The following is a 22,622-nucleotide window of genomic DNA, read 5'->3' as shown; positions in this document are numbered from 1 at the left end:
AAAAAACACGCGTTCTGTTTAATAACTTTGGTTACGCGTGATAATTTAAAATACGTTTTGTATTTTATATATCCACCCTATGTTTTATGTAAAGCCAGAATCCCAAAATATCACAATTTAAAATTGTATTATTTATAAAAACGCGTAAAAATATAGATAGAAATAAAAATTCCACCCCAAAGCGGTGATTTCAAGAGAATTTAATAAAAATAAACTCAAAGAAGAAAAACAGCATAAGAAGCAAAAACTGCAAACCAGAAAGCCTTATCTCGTTTCTAAAAAGAAACAAACTTGCTCATTCAAAAAAAACAACTTTTTAAAAAACTTATTTAAAAAGTTGCAAACAAATAATAAAAAACCACAAGCTATGCTTGTGGTTTTTTAAACAACTTACCTCAAGATGATCATCCTAAAAACGATAGCGTAATCCACCAGAAAAACTGATTCCAGAAAAACCACCTTTACTCAACTTATGCTGATAAACCAAATCACCATGAAGCGCAAATTTTTGAGACAAGCGAGCATTAAGACCTAATCCAGCCTCTAGAGAAGAACCAAAAGCCCCTAACTGGAAAGAATCTTTAAAGCGCACAGACCTTTCTTTTCCAAAATCATGGGCAAAATGAATCTTTCCATAAAAAGAAACATCACGATCTTTTTCAAACGCAGTAAGAGTCTTTATCAAGCGACCACCCATACGCACCATCAATTGATCAAGTTTATCCATCTCAATATTAAAATTATCAATATCGCGGACCTCATTAAATTGAAGATGCTGATAAACAACCTGAACCTGTGGATCAAAAACAACACCTTCATATCCTGTGGCAATTTTCTGACCACTCATCAAGGAAACACTTAAAGGGTTACCCTTCAATGTTGCCGTTTTACCCCGCGCAGTTGTCAGAACATCTCCCTTAAACAGACCATAAGATAACAAACCATCAACATAGAATCCTACATCATGCTGCATACTGCCATAAACTGTAGCAGTCCATTTATCAAATGTACTTTTTTGGCTTTGTGCAACATCTCGAGGTTGTAGAGAAAGCTTTCCATAAGACCCCATCACCCCAAAGGATATAACACTGTCAACATTTTCAACAGTTTGTAGCAAAACACCTGTCTCTAGTGCATAGTACCCTAGATCTCCCCCATAACCATATTCAAGCGCAGATAAATCTGAGGCATAACGATAACTTCCACCATAGCCACGCAAAAATGAAGCAGAATTTTCATGAATTTGCAACATTCCACTAAGATTAGTCCGTACTATCTCCAACTGCTTGTTTTGATTGCTGATATCTATCAAACCAGCGTGGAACAAACTATTCGGCAAAAGTAGATAAGTTGGCACCTGAGGAACAACAGATCTTACACCTCGTTGAGACGGAGAAACATTTTCAATTTCAGAAAGACTATCTGTAGAAGACGCTGGAACAACATCACCAGAAGATTCGGGAATAATATCCTCAACAGAAGCACGTGCAGGAGGTGTACGTTGAGAAACCATAGGAGTTTCTCTATAATCAGCAGTTTGAACATATTCATTTTCTAAACGAAAATTCCAAAATGCTCCTCCGTTCAAAGCAAATCTCTGTTTAACATGCTCCTCCCCTCTAGTAACACTTGGGCCATAAGAACGAAGAACATATTTATAAGGCGCGCCATTTAATGCAACATACTGCCCATTCAGTTGAAAAGAGTCATACGATGCATCTCCATAAACTTGAATAATTGAAACACTATGCGCTTTTTCGTTTTTTTCTTCTAAACCTCCCGCAACCCCTTGTATATGGACTATAGTTCTTCCCTTAACGTCACCATGAATGAGAAGCCGATCCGTTACTTGATGATCACTTGTATCACTAGGATTTAAACGTGCATTCAAATGAATCCAAGCATCACCAAAAGCCTGATAAACAATACCTGTTCCTTTTCCAATATAAAGCGTTTGATATGCATGATTAGTACTGGACTTTGGTTTTTCAAAAGTAATGGAACTATTAGAAAGGTGTACCGATGAAATAAACGAAACACCTCTATAATTAGGATCTTGTAATTTTTTCTGTCTTGGTTGCAATAAAGCCCACTGTGAATTATTTCCCAAGATAAGGTCGACTTTAGAACTGTTATCAACCTGAGTTTGACCGACAAGTGCAGAAGCATCAGCAACAACCTCTATAGAAGAGTTACGATCAGCCTTCAGCAACAAATCCCCAAAAAGCTTTGTTTCCTTTAAAAATATTTTAGATTTTCCAGATTGACTGCTATAAACAGCTATACTATCTGGAACGACAAAACGCGTCTTTTTCAAATCAACGCGCAATGATTTTCCCTCTGACGAACCTTCTGATGCTGCCACACCTTCAAAGTGTATACCATAAAATGCATTACCTTTCACTGTAATATTGGAATCTCCAATATTAATCTGAGGAGCTTTATCTCCCTGCAATAAAAGCCCATGAGCATCAGTAACATCAACAGAACCTTTCATAAACTGAACATAACCATCTTCAGATATATGAAAAGCTGCCTGACGACCTGCATCCAGCCCTTGATCATCCTTGCCGGTACTCCCCTTGCCGGTAATAGAGACACCCTCTAAAATAAGATATCCTTTTTCTTCTGCTTTAACCCCAACTCTCCCTAGGCTAATTTGCGTATTCGTTAAATCAACACCACTTTGAGATTTTCCTCCAGCAAAAGCCCCCACTTTGATTGCATCAATTGATCCACCAGACATTACGATGAATCCACCTTGAGCTTCCACCCCCACTAAAACCCCACTCAACGTGGAATCGCTCAGAAAGACGCCCGCTTCTTCTGATACCTTTACTCCATATTTCCAAAAATTGTTTTCCGAGTTATTCTTTTCATCCAAAATACCCTTAACAGTTATATTCTTGCCACGAATAATTGTACCTTCCTTAGACGCCTCCATGGCTCCATGAACACCATTAACATTTTTATCCATTAACGAATAAACTTTATTATTAATTTCGTGCGCTCCACCATCAGAACACTGATAAAATGCTGCATTCTGATCACATGAAGACTGCTTTTTTCCAGAGATAACCTGAGATTCAGCATTGCGTGCAAAAACACCAACATTGTGTGTCAAAAAAAGAAGTGCCGTTGTAAAAGTACATAAGGAGAAGCGATTTTTAAATAGATTGACCATAATTCCACCATAATCCCCCCTCTTCTTACTAAGATCTATACATAACGTATCAAAAAACTTAACCAAAAGAAAAATATTTAATACGTTTAGGTTTTAATATCGTGAGTTTATTAATATTTTTTGTGTTTTATGTAAATATGGAATAAAAAAATTACTCGAAAATACAATCTAAATCTGTCGCTTTTACAAAGAATTTGCAAAAATATAACTGAAGAACGACAGAAAAATCACCTTTAACGTTGTTAGTCAAAAACACCCTTAGTCAGTTGACATGCATTAAGAACACCTACTTTAACTGCCGTCTAATCACCGCCAAAACGGATATAATCAACATCCTTACGATAATATTATATTGAAACAGTGTACACTCTGTAAGCAGACAAAACATATGCCAAAATTGAGAAACAAGAGTTCACATATGCCTTTTAGGCAATCTTCATGGTAAGACAGTCTAATAAAAAGTAGGAACGTGTAAAAATCAGTTCCGATTTTACCTTTTCCTTTTAATTCAACTTTACAATATTCAAAAACATTCAGAGCCATATTTTAAAAAGTGAAGATGACACATGACTTCATCTTTTTATTTATGCATTTAAAGAAAACACACTTTCAAAAAACAATACGTCATTATGTTTCTCATTCACCAATTTTCTCAGATATCTCTCATTTTTTCCATCCCCATTTCACAACGACAGCGGATATAATATCAAGTTCATCGGATACAGCCCTCATTGTGCCTGAGTAGCATCTTTGTCTTTGCTAATTTCTAATATTGTAAATCCTCTCCTCTTAATATAATTCCCCAAATTATATTGACTCCTTTCTTAAATGATTATCCACCTGCCAATTTTACATATAATAGACAAAGGAATGCTTTTTATGGATTCATCATAAAATCCTTGAAAATATTTCAGCACCCTAAATTAAAAATATCTTTATAAATCAAAATATTATAAATAATATAATAATCACTCTGAAATACGCGTTTTGAAACAATAACGTACAAACTCTTCAGACTTTTCAAAAAAATGAAAGAAGTCCAACCTAAAAGCATATTAAAGATATGCAAAGTCATACTCTCGTAAAAATGCTATAACACAAGATGAATAGATAATGAGAAAAGCCACAAGTACAACTTGTGGCTTTTTGAAAGATTAATCAAAAACAGGAACAACACTAGAAATGATAACGCAATCCACCTGAAAAACTCGTTCCAGAAAAACCAGCCTTCGTTAGTTTGTGCTGATAAACCAAATCGCCGTAAAGCGCAAATTTTTGAGACAATTGGGCATTAAAACCTAATCCTGTTTCTAATGAAGAACCAAAAGCACCTAGCTGGAAAGCATCTTTAAAATGCACAAATTGTTTTCCTTCAAAACCATGAGCAAGATGAAGCTTGCCATAGAAAGAAACAACCTGAGCCTCATCAGTAGCAACCAGCCTCTTTGTTAAACGCCCTCCAACACGCCCTACCCATTGATGAAGCTTTCCTAAATCAATATCAAAGCCATCCACATCACGCACCTTATTAAATTGAAGATATTGATAAACAACCTGAACTTGCGGATCAAAAACAAAACCGTCTTCCCCCACCATAAACGTTTTACCAGCAGTCAATGAAGCACTTAAAGGGAAACCCTTTAATGTTGCCGTCTTGCCACGTGCAGTTGTTAGAACATCACCTTTAAACAAGCCGTAAGACACAAGACCATCAACGTAAAAACCTGCATCATGCTGCATACCACCATATGCCGTAACTGACCATTTATCAAATGTACTTTTTTGACTCTGCTCAACATTCAAAGGTTGCAAAGAAAATCTCTCGTAAGCCCCGATAACTCCAAAAGAAGTGGAACCATACATATTTTCGATTGCTTTCAGCAAAACACCTGCCTCTAGTGCATTATAATCAAACTCGCCGCCATAACCATATTCAAGCGTGGAAAGATTTGAAGTATAACGATGATTGCCGCCATAACCGCTCACAAAAAAGAGAGGATTTTCACGACTTTCTAATAAGCCCCCAGAAGTAATTCGCAAAGCTTCTAACCGCTTATTTTGATTGTTAACATTCATCAAACCAATATGACGTAAGGCATTAGGCAAAAGGAGATAAGTCGGAACCTGCGGAACAACAGCCTTAACGCCCGGCTTAGGACGAGGATGAGGCTCCGGAGCTGGTTCTGGAGAAGGTTCTGGTCCCGGAATTGGCTTAGGAGAAGGATCTGGTTTAGGTTGAACATCAGAATCTATAGACCTACTTTCAAGGCGAAAATCCCAAAATTCCCCGTTACCTTCAACTAATCTCTGATCCATACTTGCTTTTCCAAACTCAGATTCTGGACCATAACTATAAAGCTTATACTGATAAGGTAATTCGTTTAAGGCTACATAACCACCTTCCAACTGAAAAGAATCTTGCTTTGCTTGTCCAGAAACCTGAATGACTGAAATACCTTCAGCATTCCCCCCCTTTCCCGTATATCCTCCTGGACTTCCTGCAACTCCATGCACTTGGAGCTTTGTTTTTCCCGAAACATCACCATGAATTAAAACACGATCCGTCTTTTGATGATTAAGAGCACCACCACTATTCAGATATGTATTAAGGGAAATAGAGGCACCATCCCGTACTCTATAAACTTCACCCTTTCCCTTTCCAATACGAAGAGTTTGATAATCATCAATAGAAGGAGATTCTGGTCTTTTAAAATGAATAGAGCTATCACCCATAAGACTAACGAGTGAAATAGAAGAATCATGTGCAGCCGCATGTTGATCTTTTTGCAGCGGTTGTTGTAAAATCCATGTAGAACGACCTCCCAAATAAAGTTCGGCATTAGAGTCTTTATCAACGTGTGTGCGACCTTCAAGCGTAGAAGCATCAGCCAAAACGATCACAGATGCCCCTTTCTCAGCTTTTAATAAAAAATTCCCTGAACGAAGAGTGCTTTTCATCAAACTCACCGCACCAGAAATAACATTGCTGCCATAAAGAGCCGTATCGTCTTCAACAGAAAACTCTGTTGTATCCAAATTAACAACTTCCAATCGTGGTGGAGCTTTTTCTTCCTCTAATGAAATCTCCTCTTTTTTATCCCCATCTTCGCTCCATGGCTTTTCTCCCTGAAAATAGATACCATAAGATCCCTCACCCTTTACGGTAACAGAAGAAGACTTAAAATTAGCCTCGGTCACATAAAAGTTATTCGATAAATCTTCAGCTTCATCTTCAGCTTCATCTTCAGTTTCAGCTTCTGTTTCAGATCGTTCTGGTACAACACTAAAAAGCTTGACGGGATTTTCTAATAATATACCATGTGCACCCTCAACCTTAATAGTCCCCCCTGTAAACTCAACACGTCCCCCTTCATCCATTAAAAAAGCCGCATCATTTTTATCTTTGTGGCCCTTTCCAGTAAGAGTGACACCATCGAGAATCACCGTCCCTCCCAACATCGCAGAAATCCCATGACTGTTGGTAAAGTTAACCTCCCCACCTTCCACCCAAATATCTGCCCCGCTATAACTGGAAAGACTTGCCTTCCCATCACGCGTATTAACTTTTGCACCCTCTAAAATAACCAATGAATTCCCCACAGCTTCAACAGCCCTATCACTGTCCTCTATAATCCCCTGCTTTATCTCAATTATCCCATTATGAGCGAAAAGAGCTAACTTTGTATTTTGAAGCGTCGGTTTTTTCAAAACAATCTTTCCGTCATCTGATACAGCCACACCACGCAAAAAAGATTTATCAGAAACTTCACTGCTAACAGTTACATTCTCTCCATAAACTCTGGTCCCTATTCCCTTCACCGTTATAGCAGTGGGATTAGCAGGGTAGTTGGAAACATTTGCACTCGTAATTGTATAAGATTTATTATCAATTTTAGGATCTATCCCGCAATTATCACATACATAATACAACCCACTATAGTAATAAAAACTAGGATTCACTCCTCTTCCATCAGAGTCTGCATCTTTAACAGAGTTATCTACATTTTTCTGATGTTTGGTGTCCCCAGCCAATCCACTCAGCTTACGATAGTCATTTCCTCCACGAATACCCTCATCGTTATTGCCAACATTAATCATATTAGAAGGGTAATAATTATCCCCACTCTCTCCACTAAGAGGAAGCTTATGCTTATTACTCCCGCTAAGCTGAGGAGAAGAATTAGCAGAGACAACTGGGATAACCTTTATAACATAACGATTACTATCCTTCCCCTCTGCAGCCGCATACACTTCTCTTCCATTTTGAAGCAAAGAGAGGATAGCTGTTGTACAAGCACATAAACATACATGATTTCTAAAAACTTTAATCATAGTTCCCTCGAAACTTTCCTTCCCCTCTCATTAAAAACAAAAGCACTTACAAAACACCCCCTTGCACACCTCAAAAATACGAAAAGTGTAACAAAAGAACATGCCTCATGCTTATTTGAACTGTGCAATGAATTATCCCAATAAATTTGGCAAAAGCTCTACGCTAAAAACCATCTATAAGAGAATAACAACAAAACACAATTTATAAGTGTATAATGCATTCTGTATTTCGTGTAAAGAAAAAATGAAACCAGTGCGTGTAATTAATTAAAAGCACAATCTAGCCTTGTGAACTTTAAAAATTAATCCACAAGGAGATGAATGAAACAATGATTTAAATCCGTAAAAAACAAACTCTCAAAAACGAGCTTTAGAAAACATCAAATATTATATTAGATAATATCAATACAGTACTAAAAAGGATAACGTAACGCATACCAGTCTGCTGAACGCTTAAAAAGCCGATAAAAGCGAAGCACTCTATCGCATCAGTAGCAGCATAAATTTTAAGAAAATTCGCTTTAGCGGAGAAAAGTGCTCTCATACACAAAAAAACTATGTTTTTTTGCTCAATCAAGAAGACGAAAATCTTTTAAAGACAACACAAGTTGTTACAAAGAAAAAAGGCAGCACAATGTGCTGCCTTTTCTAAAAAGGTACATAGTGTACCTTATATTAAAACTGATAACGTATTCCTCCGGAAAAACTTGTTCCCGAAAAACCAGCCTTATTAAGCTTATGTTGATAGAGAATATCAGCATGCAGAGAGAACTGTGGCAACAATTTGGCATTAAAACCTAATCCAGCCTCTAGAGAAGAACCAAAAGCTCCTAACTTGAAAGCATCATTGAAATGCACAGACTGTTTTCCTTCAAAACCATGAGCAAGATAAAGCTTACCATAGAAAGCAACAGCATTCACGCCTTCAGAACCTGTAGGAATCTTGGTTAAACGTCCACCAACACGTGCTACCCACTGATTAAGGTTACCCATTTCAATATTAAAATTGTCGATATCACGGGCCTTATTAAACTGGAGATGTTGATACACAACCTGAACCTGCGGATCAAAGACAAAGCCCTTATATCCTGTCATAATTGTCTGACCACCAGCTAAAGAAACACTCAAAGGATTACCTTTTAATGTTGCTGTTTTACCCCGTGCAAGGGTGAGAACATCACCTTTGAACAGACCATAGGATAAAAGACCGTCGACATAGAAGCCAACATTATGCTGCATGCTACCATATACCGTAGCAGTCCATTTATCAAATGCACTCTTCTGACTGTACTCAACATTCACAGGCTGCAGAGAAAGTTTTCCATAAGTTCCCATAACGCCAAAGGATATAGCACTGTCAGCATTTTCAATAGTTTGCAGCAAAACACCTGCCTCTACACCATTATAACTAAGATCACCTCCGTAACCATATTCAAGTGCGGACAGATCTGAAGCATAACGGTAACTTCCACCATAGCCGCGCAAGTATAAAGCAGGATTTTCACGAACCTCTACCATTCCTGTAGAAGTCATCCGCAACGTCTCCAATTGCTTATTTTGATTGCTAATATCCATCAAACCAGCGTGGAATACACTATTAGGCAAGCTGAGATAAGTTGGAACCTGTGGAACAACAGACCTTACAAATTGTGCAGGAAGGGCAGCAGATCCAACAGACTTAACATACTGATTTTCTAGACGGAAGTTCCAAAATTCTCCACCATCCTTAACAAATTTCTGCTGAACATGCTCCTGTTTCGAAGTCGCTTCTGGAGCATAAGCACGAAGGGTGTATTTGTAAGGTGAGTTTCTCAGTGCAACATAATTGCCATCGAGTTGGAAAGAGTCTTTCTTCGCTTGACCATAGACCTGAATAATTGAAACAGTATGAGCAATCTTGGCATTCGCTTTACCATCTCCTACATTGCCCGCATCACCTCGTACATGTATTTTTGTTTTTCCAGAAACATCACCATGAATGACAAGCCGATCAGTGACTTGCTGATCACTCGGATCACGAGGATTTAAACGTGCATTGAGATGAATTACAGCATTACCCTGCGCCGCATAAACAGTTCCTTTCCCATTTCCAATATGGAGAGTCTGATATTTGCCTTCAGATTCCGAAGGTGCAAAATCAATAGCACTATTTACAAGACTTACAAAAGAAATGCATGAATCCACACATCCTGAATCTAGAGTTCCCAAATTCCTCTGTGCACTTCTTTTTAGAATCCACTGTGAACTATTAGCCAAGTCTAATTTTGCATAAGAATTTTTATCAACGCGAACACCGCCTGTAACAATAGAACTGTCAACTGAAACCGATATGTTCGAATCATTCTCGGCTTTTAATAACAAGTCACCAGCAAGGGTTGTTTTATTTTCTAATGAAACACGACCACCAGAATTATTACCATAGATAGCTATACCATTTGCAACTTCAAAATCAGTTTTTTTCAACGAAACTGTCCCTGTTATGCCTATAGGCGTTTTTTCCTGTTTGGACACAGTACTCCGCTTAACAACATTTGTTTTCTCAGTTGTTAAATCCTGACTTCGATTTTGTTGACTCGCTTCCTTCTGTGTTCCCCCATCAAAATATATACCGTAGACTCCGTCACCTTCCACTTTAACAGTAGAAGACTCGATATTTACGTGATTCATAGTAGGACGAACGTCAGAGGATCTCCTTCTCCTAGAAGAACCCGTCTCAACCACATTATCACCAGACTTTATAATCCACAAAGCATGAGCATCAGTAACAACATTTCCGTTCTTAAAATCAACAGAAGCATTATCACTCACCAGAAAAGCTGCACGTCCAAATTTCTCTGTAGAATTCGATTTTCCTGCTTCCTTTTTCGCAGTAATATTAACTTTGTTTAATCTTACACGTCCCCTAGCTTCTGATCTCACAGCCACTCCATTTGTCAGCATAATCGTTCCAGAGTCCATAGTTACCTCACCAGCCTGACTCGCCAGACCAGCCACAGCTAAATCCCCCGTTACGTTAATTTTTGTATCCTTTAAATTAACAGATGATCCAGAACTCGCCAAAGCGCCCACATAATAAGCATTAACTGTTCCATTATTCATCTTAACCTTCCCGCCATTTTGGGCTTCAAGCCCAATCACAGAAGAGGTAATTGTTGATTTATTATCCAAAACAACTTCCGCCCCCTCTTCTGCAAGCACAGCACTCACGGCATATATTTCATTAAAATCAACATTATTTTTGCTATCAGAAAAATCCGCACCACTAATTGTGGCTCCCTCTAACTTAATAACCGTATCCTGATTTTTTGCATGCATAGGATGTTGAGTTTTATCACTTACCTTCAATGTAACGTTTGCCACTGTACGTGTTTGGCCATCACTGCATAAATAAGGAGTTCGCAAATCCTCTCCACCATTATTCTGTATAGCACCACATGTAGAAGAAACCGTTTCCTTAGAAGAAACATCTCCATTACCAGCATGATCACCAAGCATAAGAACACGCCCAACAGCTCTAGAAGATACAGCAGATGTCTCAGAAACCATAGGAGCAGAAGCATTCATAGCAGAAGCTGCATTAGAAGATATGACAGCTATCTCAGAAACCACAGAAGTAGAAGGCTGCATAGCAGAAGCTCCATTGGAAGATATAACAGGTATCTCAGAAACCACAGACGTAGAAGGCTGCATAGCAGAAGCTCCATTGGAAGATATAAGAGGTATCTCAGAAACCACAGACGTAGAAGGCTGCATAGCAGAAGCTCCATTGGAAGATATAAGAGGTATCTCAGAAACCACAGACGTAGAAGGCTGCATAGCAGAAGCTCCATTGGAAGATATAACAGGTATCTCAGAAACCACAGACGTAGAAGGCTGCGTAGCAGAAGCTACTTTAGAAGATATAGCAGATATCTCAGAAACCACAGGAGTAGAAGGCTGCGTAGCAGAATCTCCTTTAGAAGATATAACAGCTATCTCAGAAACCACAGGAGCAGAAGCCTTCATAGCAGCCTTCATAGCAGCAGCTGATTTTATAGGTGATGGCCTCTTAGATACAATATGATCCCCAGGTGTTACAAAAATTTCATCGGCAGATATTACAGGCCCTCTACCCGTATCAGACCTCCCACTTAAATTAACTCTTGGAGGTACTAAAGGTGCCAAATTTCTGGATAAAGAAGGAGTAACAGATGACGAAGATGGAGTAACAGGTAAAAAAGTATGCACTACAGCCTCAGATGTTTCAGATTCCGTAAAATCTTCGTCATCATCATCTTCATAAAATTCGTCAGATGTTTCAGATCTCAAAAGTGAATTGCCTTGAACAGAGACTACAGATGCAGATTCCCCAGATACAGGAGGAGTTATGGATTCACTATTTACTTCACCAGCACCAGTGTCAGCATTAGTATTTATTGCAGTTTCAGTAGAAGCATCAGTAGAAGCAACTGCAACAAGTGGCTTAGCCTTAAAAATAGGTTGAAAATTAGCAGTAGCAGTATAAGCAGAAACGAGAGGTATAAAATATTCATTTTCTAAACGAAAATCCCAAACACTTCTACTATTTTTAAGTAATGTCTTATCAAAATACTGCATTTTCGGAGGAATAGTTGGACCATAAGCACGAAGAACATACTTATAAGGTAACCCTTCTCGTGTAATATAATCACCTTTCAGCTTAAAAGAATCCCTCTCTGCATTTCCAAAAACCTGAATAATTGAAATGCTATGAGGTGTATCCTGACTTTGTGATATACCATCAGAAGTATCATTCACAACTACCATTGTTTTTCCAGAAACATCACCATGAATCAACAATCTGTCAGATATTTGAGAATTTTCTGTATTGCTAGGCATCAAATTTGCATTGAAGTAAATTGTAACACCAGAAGCGGCAGGAGCACCAGAAGCGGCAGAAGCACCAGAAGCGGCAGAAGCAGCACTATAAACTGTTCCATTCCCATTTCCTATGCGAAGAGTTCGATACTCAATATCTTTATTAGATGTATTTTCATTTTTCAAAGAAGTAAAAAATCTAACATTACTATCTACAAGATTCATAGACGAAAGACATGAATCTACACAACCCGTATTTGAATTTTCCAAACTATTATGCAGTTTCTTTGTTAAATACCACTCTGATCCCCCAGATAGAAAAAGCCTAGCTTGAGATTTTTTATCAACGTGAGCTCCCCCCATGACGACAGAGTCTTCAACAAAAACCGACAAATGCGACCCCTCTTCAGCTTTCAACACTAAATCACCCGAAAGAGTTGAGTCATCTTTTACAACGACGTACCCATCCAAACTGTTACCATAAATGACCACACCATCAGGAACTCTGAAAACCGTATTTTTCAAAAGAACTGCACGTAAACTATCTCCATCATCTTTTATTCCGCCCTCTCCCAGATTTTGACCTACATTTTGACCACTTTCTTGTCTCACTCTCGTTTGATCATTTTTTCTCCTCACATTCGAAGGTATATCACCAAAAAATACACCATAAGACTTACCTTCCACTTTAACGGTTGAATTTTGAATATCAGAAACTATTAAGTTGACAACCCTAGAGTTTGGATCTGGTTTAGACGCCACCACTGCAGAATCTCCAGCGCCAGCTCCAGATGGTGCACTAGTACTTCTAGAATCTGCACCGCTTCCTAAAAAATTCTCTATAGGGAATAAAGCCTCAAAATACGTGGAACTAATATTATTAAGGACAGCGCCATCTCTAGTTTCAATAGAGATGACCTCACCAATGAAAGAATCACTATCAGCCTTAGAACCCTGTTGCGTATCATCGCCATCCTCACTCTCCGCTCCTACTCTATTAGAAGCTACAGAGATATTATTCTTAAAGCTATCACTTACCAACAATGCAACAGTATTAGGAGCTCTAAGTTTTCCATTTTTAAAGGAAATAGTACCTCCAAGTGACAATAAACCTATATTCGTCTCCGAAGTACCAACTTCTGTAGTTTTTGGTTCCTCAGCAACATTGATAACCGTCCCGTCTAGTAGAACAGTCCCCTCTTTTGTAGAGATAACTCCTATTCCACCCTCTTTCACGGTAATTGCTCCAGACCTCATCTCGATAACGGATGGACCCAAACTAACTAAACCGATTCTTTTAACATTAATATCTACATTCTCTAAAACAATCCACCCATTATCACTAGCAAGAGCACCTATATACGCATCTCTGATTCCTCCCCCCACCATCGTGATCTTTCCAGTCTCTTCAGTCCGAAGCCCAATAAAAAAACCCTGAATATTTGAGTTTTTCAAATTAACCTCTGCATTCATATGTGAAGCAGAATCTCCGACATATACACCAACATAAAGCGGATCATGAGTATATAAACTATCTATGTTCTCTATACCTACTTTATAATCCTGTATACCCACTGCAGATAAACTTTCAGAAAGTTCTTTCCCAATATTCATACTTTCAATGGATACTTCGTCCAAATTAACAACTACTTTCCCATCATCAAGAGGAGATTCCACATTTACAGCGCTCTCACCTTGATCCGCTATAATAGCCCCCCCTATTAGAGTATATACTCCGGACTGATCACAGGAAATAGATCCATATATTCGCTGATCACCATTGAGTAAATCAGCCAATCCTTTACCTGCCTCCACAGAATCTATAATTTCTAGAGCCCCAACACCATCACCAACTGGTATAGATACACTCACACCAGGCACCATAGCACCTGATGTATCGGGTGGTAAAGAATTCAATACAGGACTCGATATACCTGGCATACCAACAAGACCATCTGCACTCGCTTTTTGTACTCTTAGCGCCTCTTCCCCCACTGGAAAATATGTTTCGCTTAAACTATCTTTTCGCGGAATATTAAATAATCGCCAAACATCCACATTTCTTGGAACATCTAGTAATCTAACTAACTCTCCACCTACTCCACTTGGCACACCTGCACGCCCCGCACGTGCTTTCTTCCCACTTGCTATTGCTGTTTTTGCTTCTTTTGCTTCCACATTTTCTGCTCTTGTTGCTCTTGCTCTCCTAGTAGTTACACCGCCTGTACCTGGAACACCTGGCATATCACTCAAAGCATCATTTGGCATAGTACCTGGACCAACACCTGGAATAGCAGGCAGGTTCGTTGTATCTGCCCCACTCGAAACACCTAATATAGTCTTTGGTCTTTGTTGACTTACAGTGTTTAATCCTCCTCCTGCTATATTACCTGATAATAAAGTATCTTGTACAAGAGCTAATGAGCCACCAAAGCCAGCTGGTACACCTGCTTGCGGCACATTTGCTACTGTTCCTATCCCAGTAGATAAAACGCCTGAACCTGGGAGCCCTGGCACACCACCCACACCATCTGGAATATCACCCAAAATACCTAGCACTGCACCTGCACCACTCGCAACACCAGGTACTGCACCTGCACCACTCGCAACACGAACACTACTACCTGCAACATTCCGTATCATGCCAGGAACAAAAACATTATTCTTTCTAGAATGACAAGCACTAATAGGTCGAATATGATTTAAAACAGGCACAATCTGAGCCTGAGCCTGAGGCTGAGGCTGAGGCTGAGGCTGAGGCTGAGCAGGACCACTATTAACAGCATTATCGACTCTAGGTTCTGCTCTTTCAGACCCCCCCACTCCTCCGGGTGGTGTTATAGCCCCTGTGCTCGATCCTCCAATTAAAGAGGTAAATGATGATAATGATGGCAATGAAACTGAAGGAAGGTATGATGAGAACCAACCATTCCCCATAGAAACATCTACACCTTGTAAAAAGAAGAAAGCACTTGTTGTCAGTGCGTACAAACGTGTACGCTTTTTAAATACATTGATCATATGTCAAACTTTCTAAATAATGTTGCAAAAACACTAGAATTAAGTGAAAATGAGGTAAGTGAACGATTTGTAACATATGTCAGTCAACTTTACAACATAGTGTTATTTATTTACGCTTCATTTTGTGCATAAAAATACCAAAGTTAAGTTTTTAAGTGCGCAAACCTTTGTAATATTAGATAAAAGGATAAAATCACGATGATAAAATATATGAAATGGATGACTTCTGTTTTACTGGTTGCAATTAGTTTTGCAACGATTTTGTGGACTCATACGAGTATTGCAAATACCAGTACCCAGACAAATGTAACGATTGATCATGTTTCAGGAACGACTTCTGTTCCCACTTCTCCGCAAAAGGTTGTTGTGTTTGATCTTGCCTCGCTAGATAATATGAATCGCCTTGGTATCCAAGCAGTTATCGGCCTTCCTGAAGGAAAAAAACCTTCCTATCTGCAACAATTTGACGATGCAAAATATGAAAGAATTGGAACCGTTTTTGAGCCAGATTATGAAAAAATTGCCACTCTTCAACCCGATTTGATTATTATTTCCTCCAGAACTCAAGCAAAATATAAAGACTTATCCAAAATAGCCCCAACAATTGATCTAACCGTAGAAAACGAAAATTCTCTTGAAGATATAAAACGAAATGTGTCTATCCTTGGAAAAATTTTTGGTAAAACACAAGAAGCAGAAAAGGAAATTGCAAAAATCAATGAAGCTTTTGCTGAAGTCCGTAAAAATACCCAAGGAAAAGGCACCGGGCTCATACTCATGACCTCTGGTGGAAAAATCAGTGCTTTCGGACCAAAATCACGTTTCGATATTTTTCACTCCGCTTTTGGAATTGCCCCTGCAACCGATAAACTTACCGTGCAAAAACATGGACAACTCATTTCTCCTGAATTCATTCTTGAAACCAATCCTGATTGGTTGTTGGTGATTGATCGCGATGCAGCCATTGGACGGGAAGGACAATCCGCAGCACAATTGCTCAACAATGAGCTTGTTCACCGCACAACAGCAAGCAAAAAAAATCAAATTATTTATTTGGACTCTTGGAGCTGGTATCGTGCAAATGGTGGTTTAACGGCGCTCATTGAAACCGCACAGCAGATCAATGAAGCCTTTACAAAGAGCAAATAAGCGCACGAAAGAGCTTGCTTGCTATATAAATAAAATTTAAAAGCAGAGGTTGTTTATTAAGCAGTCTTTGCTTTTTGTAGATTTTGTTAGAAAATGATTTAACGTGAAGAATTACTGGATAACCATAACACTTCTAATTTTCCTGTCTATCCTCAGCATTTTTGTTGGTTATTCTGATGTCACACCTTCTAACCTTTTCGCAGCCGATCCCCATGCGTGGCTTATTTTTTGGCAAACACGTCTTCCTCGTACCATTGCAATCCTTTTAGTAGGCGCAGCACTTGCACTTTCAGGCATGATTATGCAACTATTAACACGCAATCGCTTTGTCGAACCATCAACCACTGGAACCATTGAATCTGCTTCCCTTGGCATTCTTTTTATTATGATTTTTTGGCCCGATATTCCTGTTTTAGGAAAAATGGTCGTTGCGACAATTTTTGCCATGGTAGGCACTTTACTTTTTATGTTTTTATTGCGACGCATTCCTCTAAAATCTGCTCTCATTGTACCCCTTACAGGGATTATGCTAAGCTATATTATTGGCTCTTTAACCAATGCCATTGCAGATTATGAAATGTTACTTCCTTCTCTTCAAGCTTACTTATTTGGCAGTTTTTCGATGGTTCTTGAAGGAAAATATGAGCTCTTATGGCTATCCCTTCCCCTTTGTATTCTGGCCTATTGTACTGCTGATCGCTTTACGGTTGCAAGTTTGGGAGAAGATTTAACCAATAACCTTGGATTGAATTATCGTGTTGTCATGTTTTTTGGTCTTTTTATTGTCGCCTCAATCACTGCTGTTGTTGTCTGTACCATTGGCCGTATTCCTTTTGTTGGGTTGATTATTCCAAATATTGTTTCAAGTTTCATGGGAGATAATATGCGCTATACCGCTCCTTGGGTGGCCATCAGCGGTGCAGGATTGGTCTTAATTTGTGATCTTTTAGGACGAATCATTCATCCCTCTCTTGAAATTCCCATCAGCACCATAATGGGTGTAATCGGTAGTTTTATTTTTATGATACTGCTTTTACGCTGGAGAAAGCGTCTTGGATAGAAGAAGAAAAACAATATGTGTACTAACAACACTTATCATCATAGCATGCACTGTCATTAGTCTTTACATGACGTGGAATATCAATGTTTATACATGGAAATTTCGTCTTACAAAACTTTCCTCTCTACTTCTTATTGCCTATGCAATAAGCGTTTCCACGGTTTTATTTCAAACAATCGTTAATAACCGTCTTCTTACTCCTTCAATTATGGGATTTGATCAGCTTTATATTTTAATAAAGACTGCCCTAATGTATTTTGTAGGCTCTCTTTCTTTGCCCTTTTTGAATGAAGAAGGACAGCTTGTTCTTGAAGCCCTCATTCTTATCCTTTTTTCAATAAGCCTTTTTCGCTGGCTCTTTTCAGGAAGCCTAAAAGGACTTCATTTGACGCTTTTAATCGGTGTTGTTTTAGGCGGATTTTTTTTCAGTTTACGGATGTTTATGCAATTGCAACTAAATCCAGACCAAATGATGAATTTAACCGATATTATGTTTGCAAATTTTAATAAATTTAATACACCGTTAATAGGCTTTGCCACAATCATTGTCTTCATTGTGAGTCTGATTGGATGGCATTCCCGTCATCTTCTTGATATCTTGGCTTTAGGACGTGAAAATGCCCTCAATCTTGGCGTTAATTACCACAAAAGTGCGACAGCTGTCCTTATTTTTATTTCCATTCTCGTATCCATTTCCACCGCATTGGTAGGCCCCGTCACCTTTTTTGGACTGTTAGTTGCCAACCTTTCCTATGAACTTTCTCCTCAAGCAAAACACAGTGTTGTTGTTCCAATTGCAATATTATTGGCTATTATTTGTCTGGTGGGTGGACAATTTATTTTAGAACAAATTTTTCATATGGCAGGACGTTTAAGTTTTATCATTGAGTTTTGTGGGGGAATTGTTTTCTTAATGTTACTGATGAAGGGAAAACTAAAATGATTGAGATCAATCATCTTTCCAAGGCTTACGGAGCACGATTGATTATCGATAATTTATGCCTTCATCTTCCAAAAGGGGGGATTATTTCTCTTATTGGGCCCAATGGTTCGGGAAAGTCAACTCTTTTAATGCTGATAAGACGTCTTTTGCCACACCATAATGGGACAATTCATATCGACGGCTTTGATATTGATAAAATGCCCCACGATATTTTGGCTCAAAAACTCTCAATTCTGCGTCAAGAAAATCCTTTGTCTTTTCGCTTAACCGTGTACGATTTAGTAAGTTTCGGACGCTATCCTTATTCAAAAGGCTGGTATACACATGAAGATAAACAATTTATCGACAGTGCGCTACGCTATCTCGGCTTACAAGATTTACAAGACCGTTTTTTAGATGAGCTTTCTGGCGGTCAGCGTCAACGCGCTTTTATAGCCATGGTTATCTGCCAAGACACTGATTATCTTCTTTTAGATGAACCATTAAACAATCTGGATATGAAACATGCCGTTTCTATGATGAAGCAGTTACGCCGCACAGCTGATGAACTGAAAAAAACCATTCTTATTGTTATGCACGATATTAATTTTGCCTCATCTTACTCAGATATGATTGTTGCATTGAAAAATGGGAAAGCGGCCTATTGTGGGACTCCAAAAGAAATTATGCAACCAAAAATTCTTAAAGACATTTATGATGTCGATATTCAAATCAAAACAATTAATGACATCCCTATCGCTCTTTATTATCGATAATCATAAAGATTTTTTGCGCTTGCATGCACTATAGAATCTGCTAGGGATAGTAAAATTGGCTTATTGGGGAATAGTTTAATGGTAGAACAGCGGACTTTGACTTCGTCAATCTTGGTTCGAATCCAAGTTCCCCAGCCAGTATTTAATGCCAGCCAGTATTTAATGATTGTAGCTTGTCATCGGGTTTTGTATAATTTGAAAGCAGGTTTTGCATCAATTTATTTTTTTCAAAGGATCTGCAAAACTTTCAAGGGTCATTTAAAATCCCTTTAATGCATATTTTCTCTTCCTCTAAAAATTGCAATTTGAGATGATAAGCTCTTGAGCCGGTGCGGATTCTTTGAACCACATGTATAAGATGTGCCAACCTCTTTTATCTTAAATTGGCTAAAGATTTTTCGGATCTGAGACACATCATTGAGAGAGAAGAATTTTTCTCTTGCGCAAGCAAAGCAAACATTGTCTGGTAATCCTCTCGCAAATAAATCCTTTCCATAGTAATACACGTATATCTGGCTCTGTTTATGGGAAAGCCTTATCTAATAGCTATAAACCTATCTAAAGAGAGAATTCAAAAAAGAAAGCCGAGCCAAATGATATGACGCGGCTTTCAGATATTGATTATAAGATTCAAATGAATCATCCACAATGGAGTAATAAATTCATATATACAAAACGTATCATATTGCAAGTGCTCTATTTAGAAATATGAAAACTTATCAAAAGAAACGTAAATGATCGCTATGATTTTGATATCATTCATTAGCATTATAGAATCTATAAACGCTTGGTAACTTTATCAATCCAATCAAAAGAAATGCATCTTAAATGAATGTCTTCTCAATAAGGCTTTCATAAGTATCTTTTCATTTTGCACTCAAATGTAACTTCTTTGCAAATTAACCAGCTCAAATTTGAGTTGGCAAAATCAATCAATCCAATTTTGGAAACGTTATCTTTGGAATAGCCATCTTTAAACATTATAGCTTTTGATACAAAATTGAGTAAAATCCCATGCCTCAGATGTTACAATGGTTTTGAATTTTGCTGCCTCATCTTTTTTTCAATAGGTGCCCCCCAAATTTTGAGAGAGCTCATTTGGTTTCGTATTTTTAAACTGTAACTTTTAAAACGTTTTTTTCTCGCTTGCTTGCGTTATATCATTAAAAGGCTTTCAATTTCATAAGACATAACATTGTGATTTTCATTCTATATTGTGATGATAGTATCTATATAATGCCTGCCTATCATTTACTAACTTTTTAGTAAGCGTTTTTAAAAATGATCTTGTCTTTAAATTCTTTTATGCAATCTTTATGAACTCAATCTATAAGCTTATGATCGTTTCAAACGATTATTCCTTTTAAGGTTGCACTCAAATAAAGAGCAAAACACATCCCATTCTTAAACGTATGCAATTTATGTTATCGATAATTCCAAACAACTGAAATTTAAAACAATGTGATTTGTGCTGTGATAAAAACGTATCATAAAATTTATGATACGTTATGAATGATAACCGCTTTTCATTTCATTTGAATGCACCCATGCGTTATAGTATTTGCATCATGATTTGCTTTTTATGGTCTATTCATCCATGGCAATTTTATATAAAAAATGATCAATTCAAACATGCATAAAAGTATGGATTCTTAAGTGGATTCATACAAAATAACTACACTTAATATATTGATTTTATTAGTTTTTATGTACAAAACCTTTTTAACTTCATAAAGATATCAATTTCCTTGTAAAAAATATTCCTCCCATTCCAATAAAAGGCTCAATATAAGTGCGATGAGGGATAGCTTCTATGATTTTACAAGTACTGATCACTGGCCATGCAATAACGCCGACTGATGTCCAAGCCAATTAGACCGCCTGTGGAAACAGGCAGGTTGTGGGGCTGAATATAGTGGAACAGCACCGAACGGATAAGCCACACGTCGTAAGTAAGCCTCTTAGCGTGCATAGCTTATAGGTTTTGGAAACAGACAATTATTATAATTCAGGTATTATAATTCAGACAATTAAAGATCAGATCTCAAGCTTTTTAATCCAGTGGACAAACACGAATAATATGTCCGTCTGGATCTTTGATTAGGAAGGTACGTCCAAATACATCAGTATACGGTTCCTTCAAAACATTTATCTCAACAGTGGTTTGCTCTTTCCATTCCGCATAGAGCTTATCTACGTCCTCTCCAGTAGGCAACATAATGCCGATTTCTGAAAAACGAGGTGCATTTTCCTCAGGCGTATCGCCCCCAGACCAGAGAGCAAAGAGAGCATCCCCCGAAGAAGCAAATGCAACATAGCGTGGCGAGGTAAACACAGGTTCTTTCTTGAAGATGAATTTGTAAAAAGCCGTAGAGTACTCTATGTTTGAAACGTATACCAACTGTAGGTTTGGGGTAACAGGATAAGTAGGAATATTACTCATAAATTCTCCATGATTTAGTAGCTGTTGCCTGACAGGCATATACCTATTAGAGAATATTTCAACAAGAGTTTGTGATGCCTCCATTCGCGGTGTGCTCTATTTATATGTTTTTATTCGCTTATTGCTATATGCTAAAATATTGAGACCGCCACTACGGGGATTATAATGATATCCCTATCGCTCTTTATTATCGATAATCTAAAGATTTTTTGCACTTGCCTACACTATAGAATCTGCTAGAAATGGTAAAATTGCCTTATTGGGGAATAGTTTAATGGTAGAACAGCGGACTCTGACTCCGTCAATCTTGGTTCGAATCCAAGTTCCCCAGCCAGTGTAGCTTGTCATCGGTGTAGCTTGCCAGCGGGTTTTGTATATTTTGACACTGTAGCTTGCCAGCAGGTTTTGTATAATTTGCCACTAGGTTTTGTACCAATTTATTTTTTTTCAAAGAGTTTTTAAGGGGTTCTCAAAGGGTCTTCAAAGACCTTTCAAAGATCATTTAAAGCCTCTTTTTCTTTTCTGCTCAAAATCGCAATTTGAGATGATCAATCATTGAGTTGGAATCGTATTATTTGAGAAGCAGCGTATATAAGATGTGTTCACCTCTTTTAGCATAAATTGACTGATGATTTTTCTGTATCCTAAGCACATTATTCAGGACATTATTAAAAAGAGAAGCGTTTAAGGAATTCGGTCAACTTGACCAAATTGCTCTTCAGTCTGCAATTGTGCAATGTTTGCACCATTGCTCCTTTTAGGAATTGGGTAAACAATACCCTATTGCTGTACTCATGCAATTGGTGCAAGTTGCACCTATTCCTCATCACGACCGATCAAAGGGTCAAGTTGTCCCTTTGATTTTCTGTCACTCAGAGGTTTCCTTTTCTCCTGCCTCT

General features: G+C 38.1%; 9 protein-coding genes, 2 tRNA genes and 2 pseudogenes. 7 read left to right on the top strand and 6 right to left on the bottom strand.

The window, feature by feature from the left end:
- Window positions 1-184: 184 nt before the first annotated feature.
- Window positions 185-385 carry a hypothetical protein gene (locus ACFIMS_RS08400; RefSeq protein ID WP_375696625.1) on the top strand — a complete coding sequence of 67 codons (201 nt, stop codon included), beginning with the start codon at window positions 185-187 and terminating at the stop codon, window positions 383-385.
- 24 nt (window positions 386-409) lie between these two features.
- Here ACFIMS_RS08400 and ACFIMS_RS08395 read toward each other — a convergent pair whose 3' ends face one another.
- The 3 genes from ACFIMS_RS08395 to ACFIMS_RS08385 form a co-directional block, all read right to left on the bottom strand.
- Window positions 410-3,184 carry an autotransporter outer membrane beta-barrel domain-containing protein gene (locus ACFIMS_RS08395; protein WP_375696624.1) on the bottom strand — a complete coding sequence of 925 codons (2,775 nt, stop codon included), beginning with the start codon at window positions 3,182-3,184 and terminating at the stop codon, window positions 410-412.
- Window positions 3,185-4,360: 1,176 nt separating this feature from the next.
- Window positions 4,361-7,516, bottom strand: coding sequence for an autotransporter outer membrane beta-barrel domain-containing protein (locus ACFIMS_RS08390; RefSeq protein ID WP_375638718.1), 3,156 nt, complete (start codon window positions 7,514-7,516; stop codon window positions 4,361-4,363).
- Between the two features lie 675 nt (window positions 7,517-8,191).
- The gene (locus ACFIMS_RS08385) at window positions 8,192-15,373 is read right to left on the bottom strand and encodes an autotransporter outer membrane beta-barrel domain-containing protein (RefSeq protein WP_375696623.1); all 7,182 of its coding nucleotides are present in this window, start codon (window positions 15,371-15,373) and stop codon (window positions 8,192-8,194) included.
- 198 nt (window positions 15,374-15,571) lie between these two features.
- On the opposite strand from ACFIMS_RS08385, the gene ACFIMS_RS08380 reads away from it, so the two are divergent.
- From ACFIMS_RS08380 to ACFIMS_RS08360, 5 genes are all read left to right on the top strand, one after another.
- Window positions 15,572-16,522, top strand: a complete 951-nt coding sequence (locus tag ACFIMS_RS08380) for a siderophore ABC transporter substrate-binding protein (RefSeq protein WP_375634799.1) — start codon at window positions 15,572-15,574, stop codon at window positions 16,520-16,522.
- A 103-nt stretch (window positions 16,523-16,625) separates the two neighbouring features.
- On the top strand, window positions 16,626-17,582 hold the full coding sequence (locus ACFIMS_RS08375; protein WP_375613670.1) for an ABC transporter permease: 957 nt from the start codon (window positions 16,626-16,628) through the stop codon (window positions 17,580-17,582).
- A 67-nt stretch (window positions 17,583-17,649) separates the two neighbouring features.
- Window positions 17,650-18,525: an iron chelate uptake ABC transporter family permease subunit gene (locus ACFIMS_RS08370; protein ID WP_375638712.1), complete on the top strand. Its 876-nt coding sequence runs from the start codon at window positions 17,650-17,652 to the stop codon at window positions 18,523-18,525.
- Window positions 18,522-19,280: an ABC transporter ATP-binding protein gene (locus ACFIMS_RS08365; protein WP_375613672.1), complete on the top strand. Its 759-nt coding sequence runs from the start codon at window positions 18,522-18,524 to the stop codon at window positions 19,278-19,280. Before ACFIMS_RS08370 ends, ACFIMS_RS08365 begins: the two co-directional genes overlap by 4 nt.
- 64 nt (window positions 19,281-19,344) lie before the next feature.
- Window positions 19,345-19,418 (top strand) — tRNA-Gln (locus ACFIMS_RS08360).
- A 153-nt stretch (window positions 19,419-19,571) separates the two neighbouring features.
- On the opposite strand, the pseudogene ACFIMS_RS08355 reads toward ACFIMS_RS08360, so the two are convergent.
- The 3 genes and pseudogenes from ACFIMS_RS08355 to ACFIMS_RS08345 form a co-directional block, all read right to left on the bottom strand.
- A pseudogene (locus tag ACFIMS_RS08355) lies at window positions 19,572-19,777 on the bottom strand (DNA adenine methylase); the annotation flags it as partial.
- A gap of 1,234 nt (window positions 19,778-21,011) precedes the next feature.
- Window positions 21,012-21,101, bottom strand: a pseudogene (locus ACFIMS_RS08350) (DNA adenine methylase); the annotation flags it as partial.
- A 232-nt stretch (window positions 21,102-21,333) separates the two neighbouring features.
- Window positions 21,334-21,723, bottom strand: a complete 390-nt coding sequence (locus tag ACFIMS_RS08345; protein ID WP_375612407.1) for a VOC family protein — start codon at window positions 21,721-21,723, stop codon at window positions 21,334-21,336.
- A gap of 260 nt (window positions 21,724-21,983) precedes the next feature.
- Here ACFIMS_RS08345 and ACFIMS_RS08340 point away from each other — a divergent pair.
- Window positions 21,984-22,057, top strand: a tRNA-Gln gene (locus ACFIMS_RS08340).
- Window positions 22,058-22,622 lie beyond the last annotated feature (565 nt).

Origin of the sequence: Bartonella sp. AP331QHHD, assembly GCF_042195905.1 — a bacterium.
GTDB lineage: Bacteria > Pseudomonadota > Alphaproteobacteria > Rhizobiales > Rhizobiaceae > Bartonella.
Note: the sequence above shows the minus strand (reverse complement) of the source record. Positions and strands in the feature narration are given on the sequence as shown.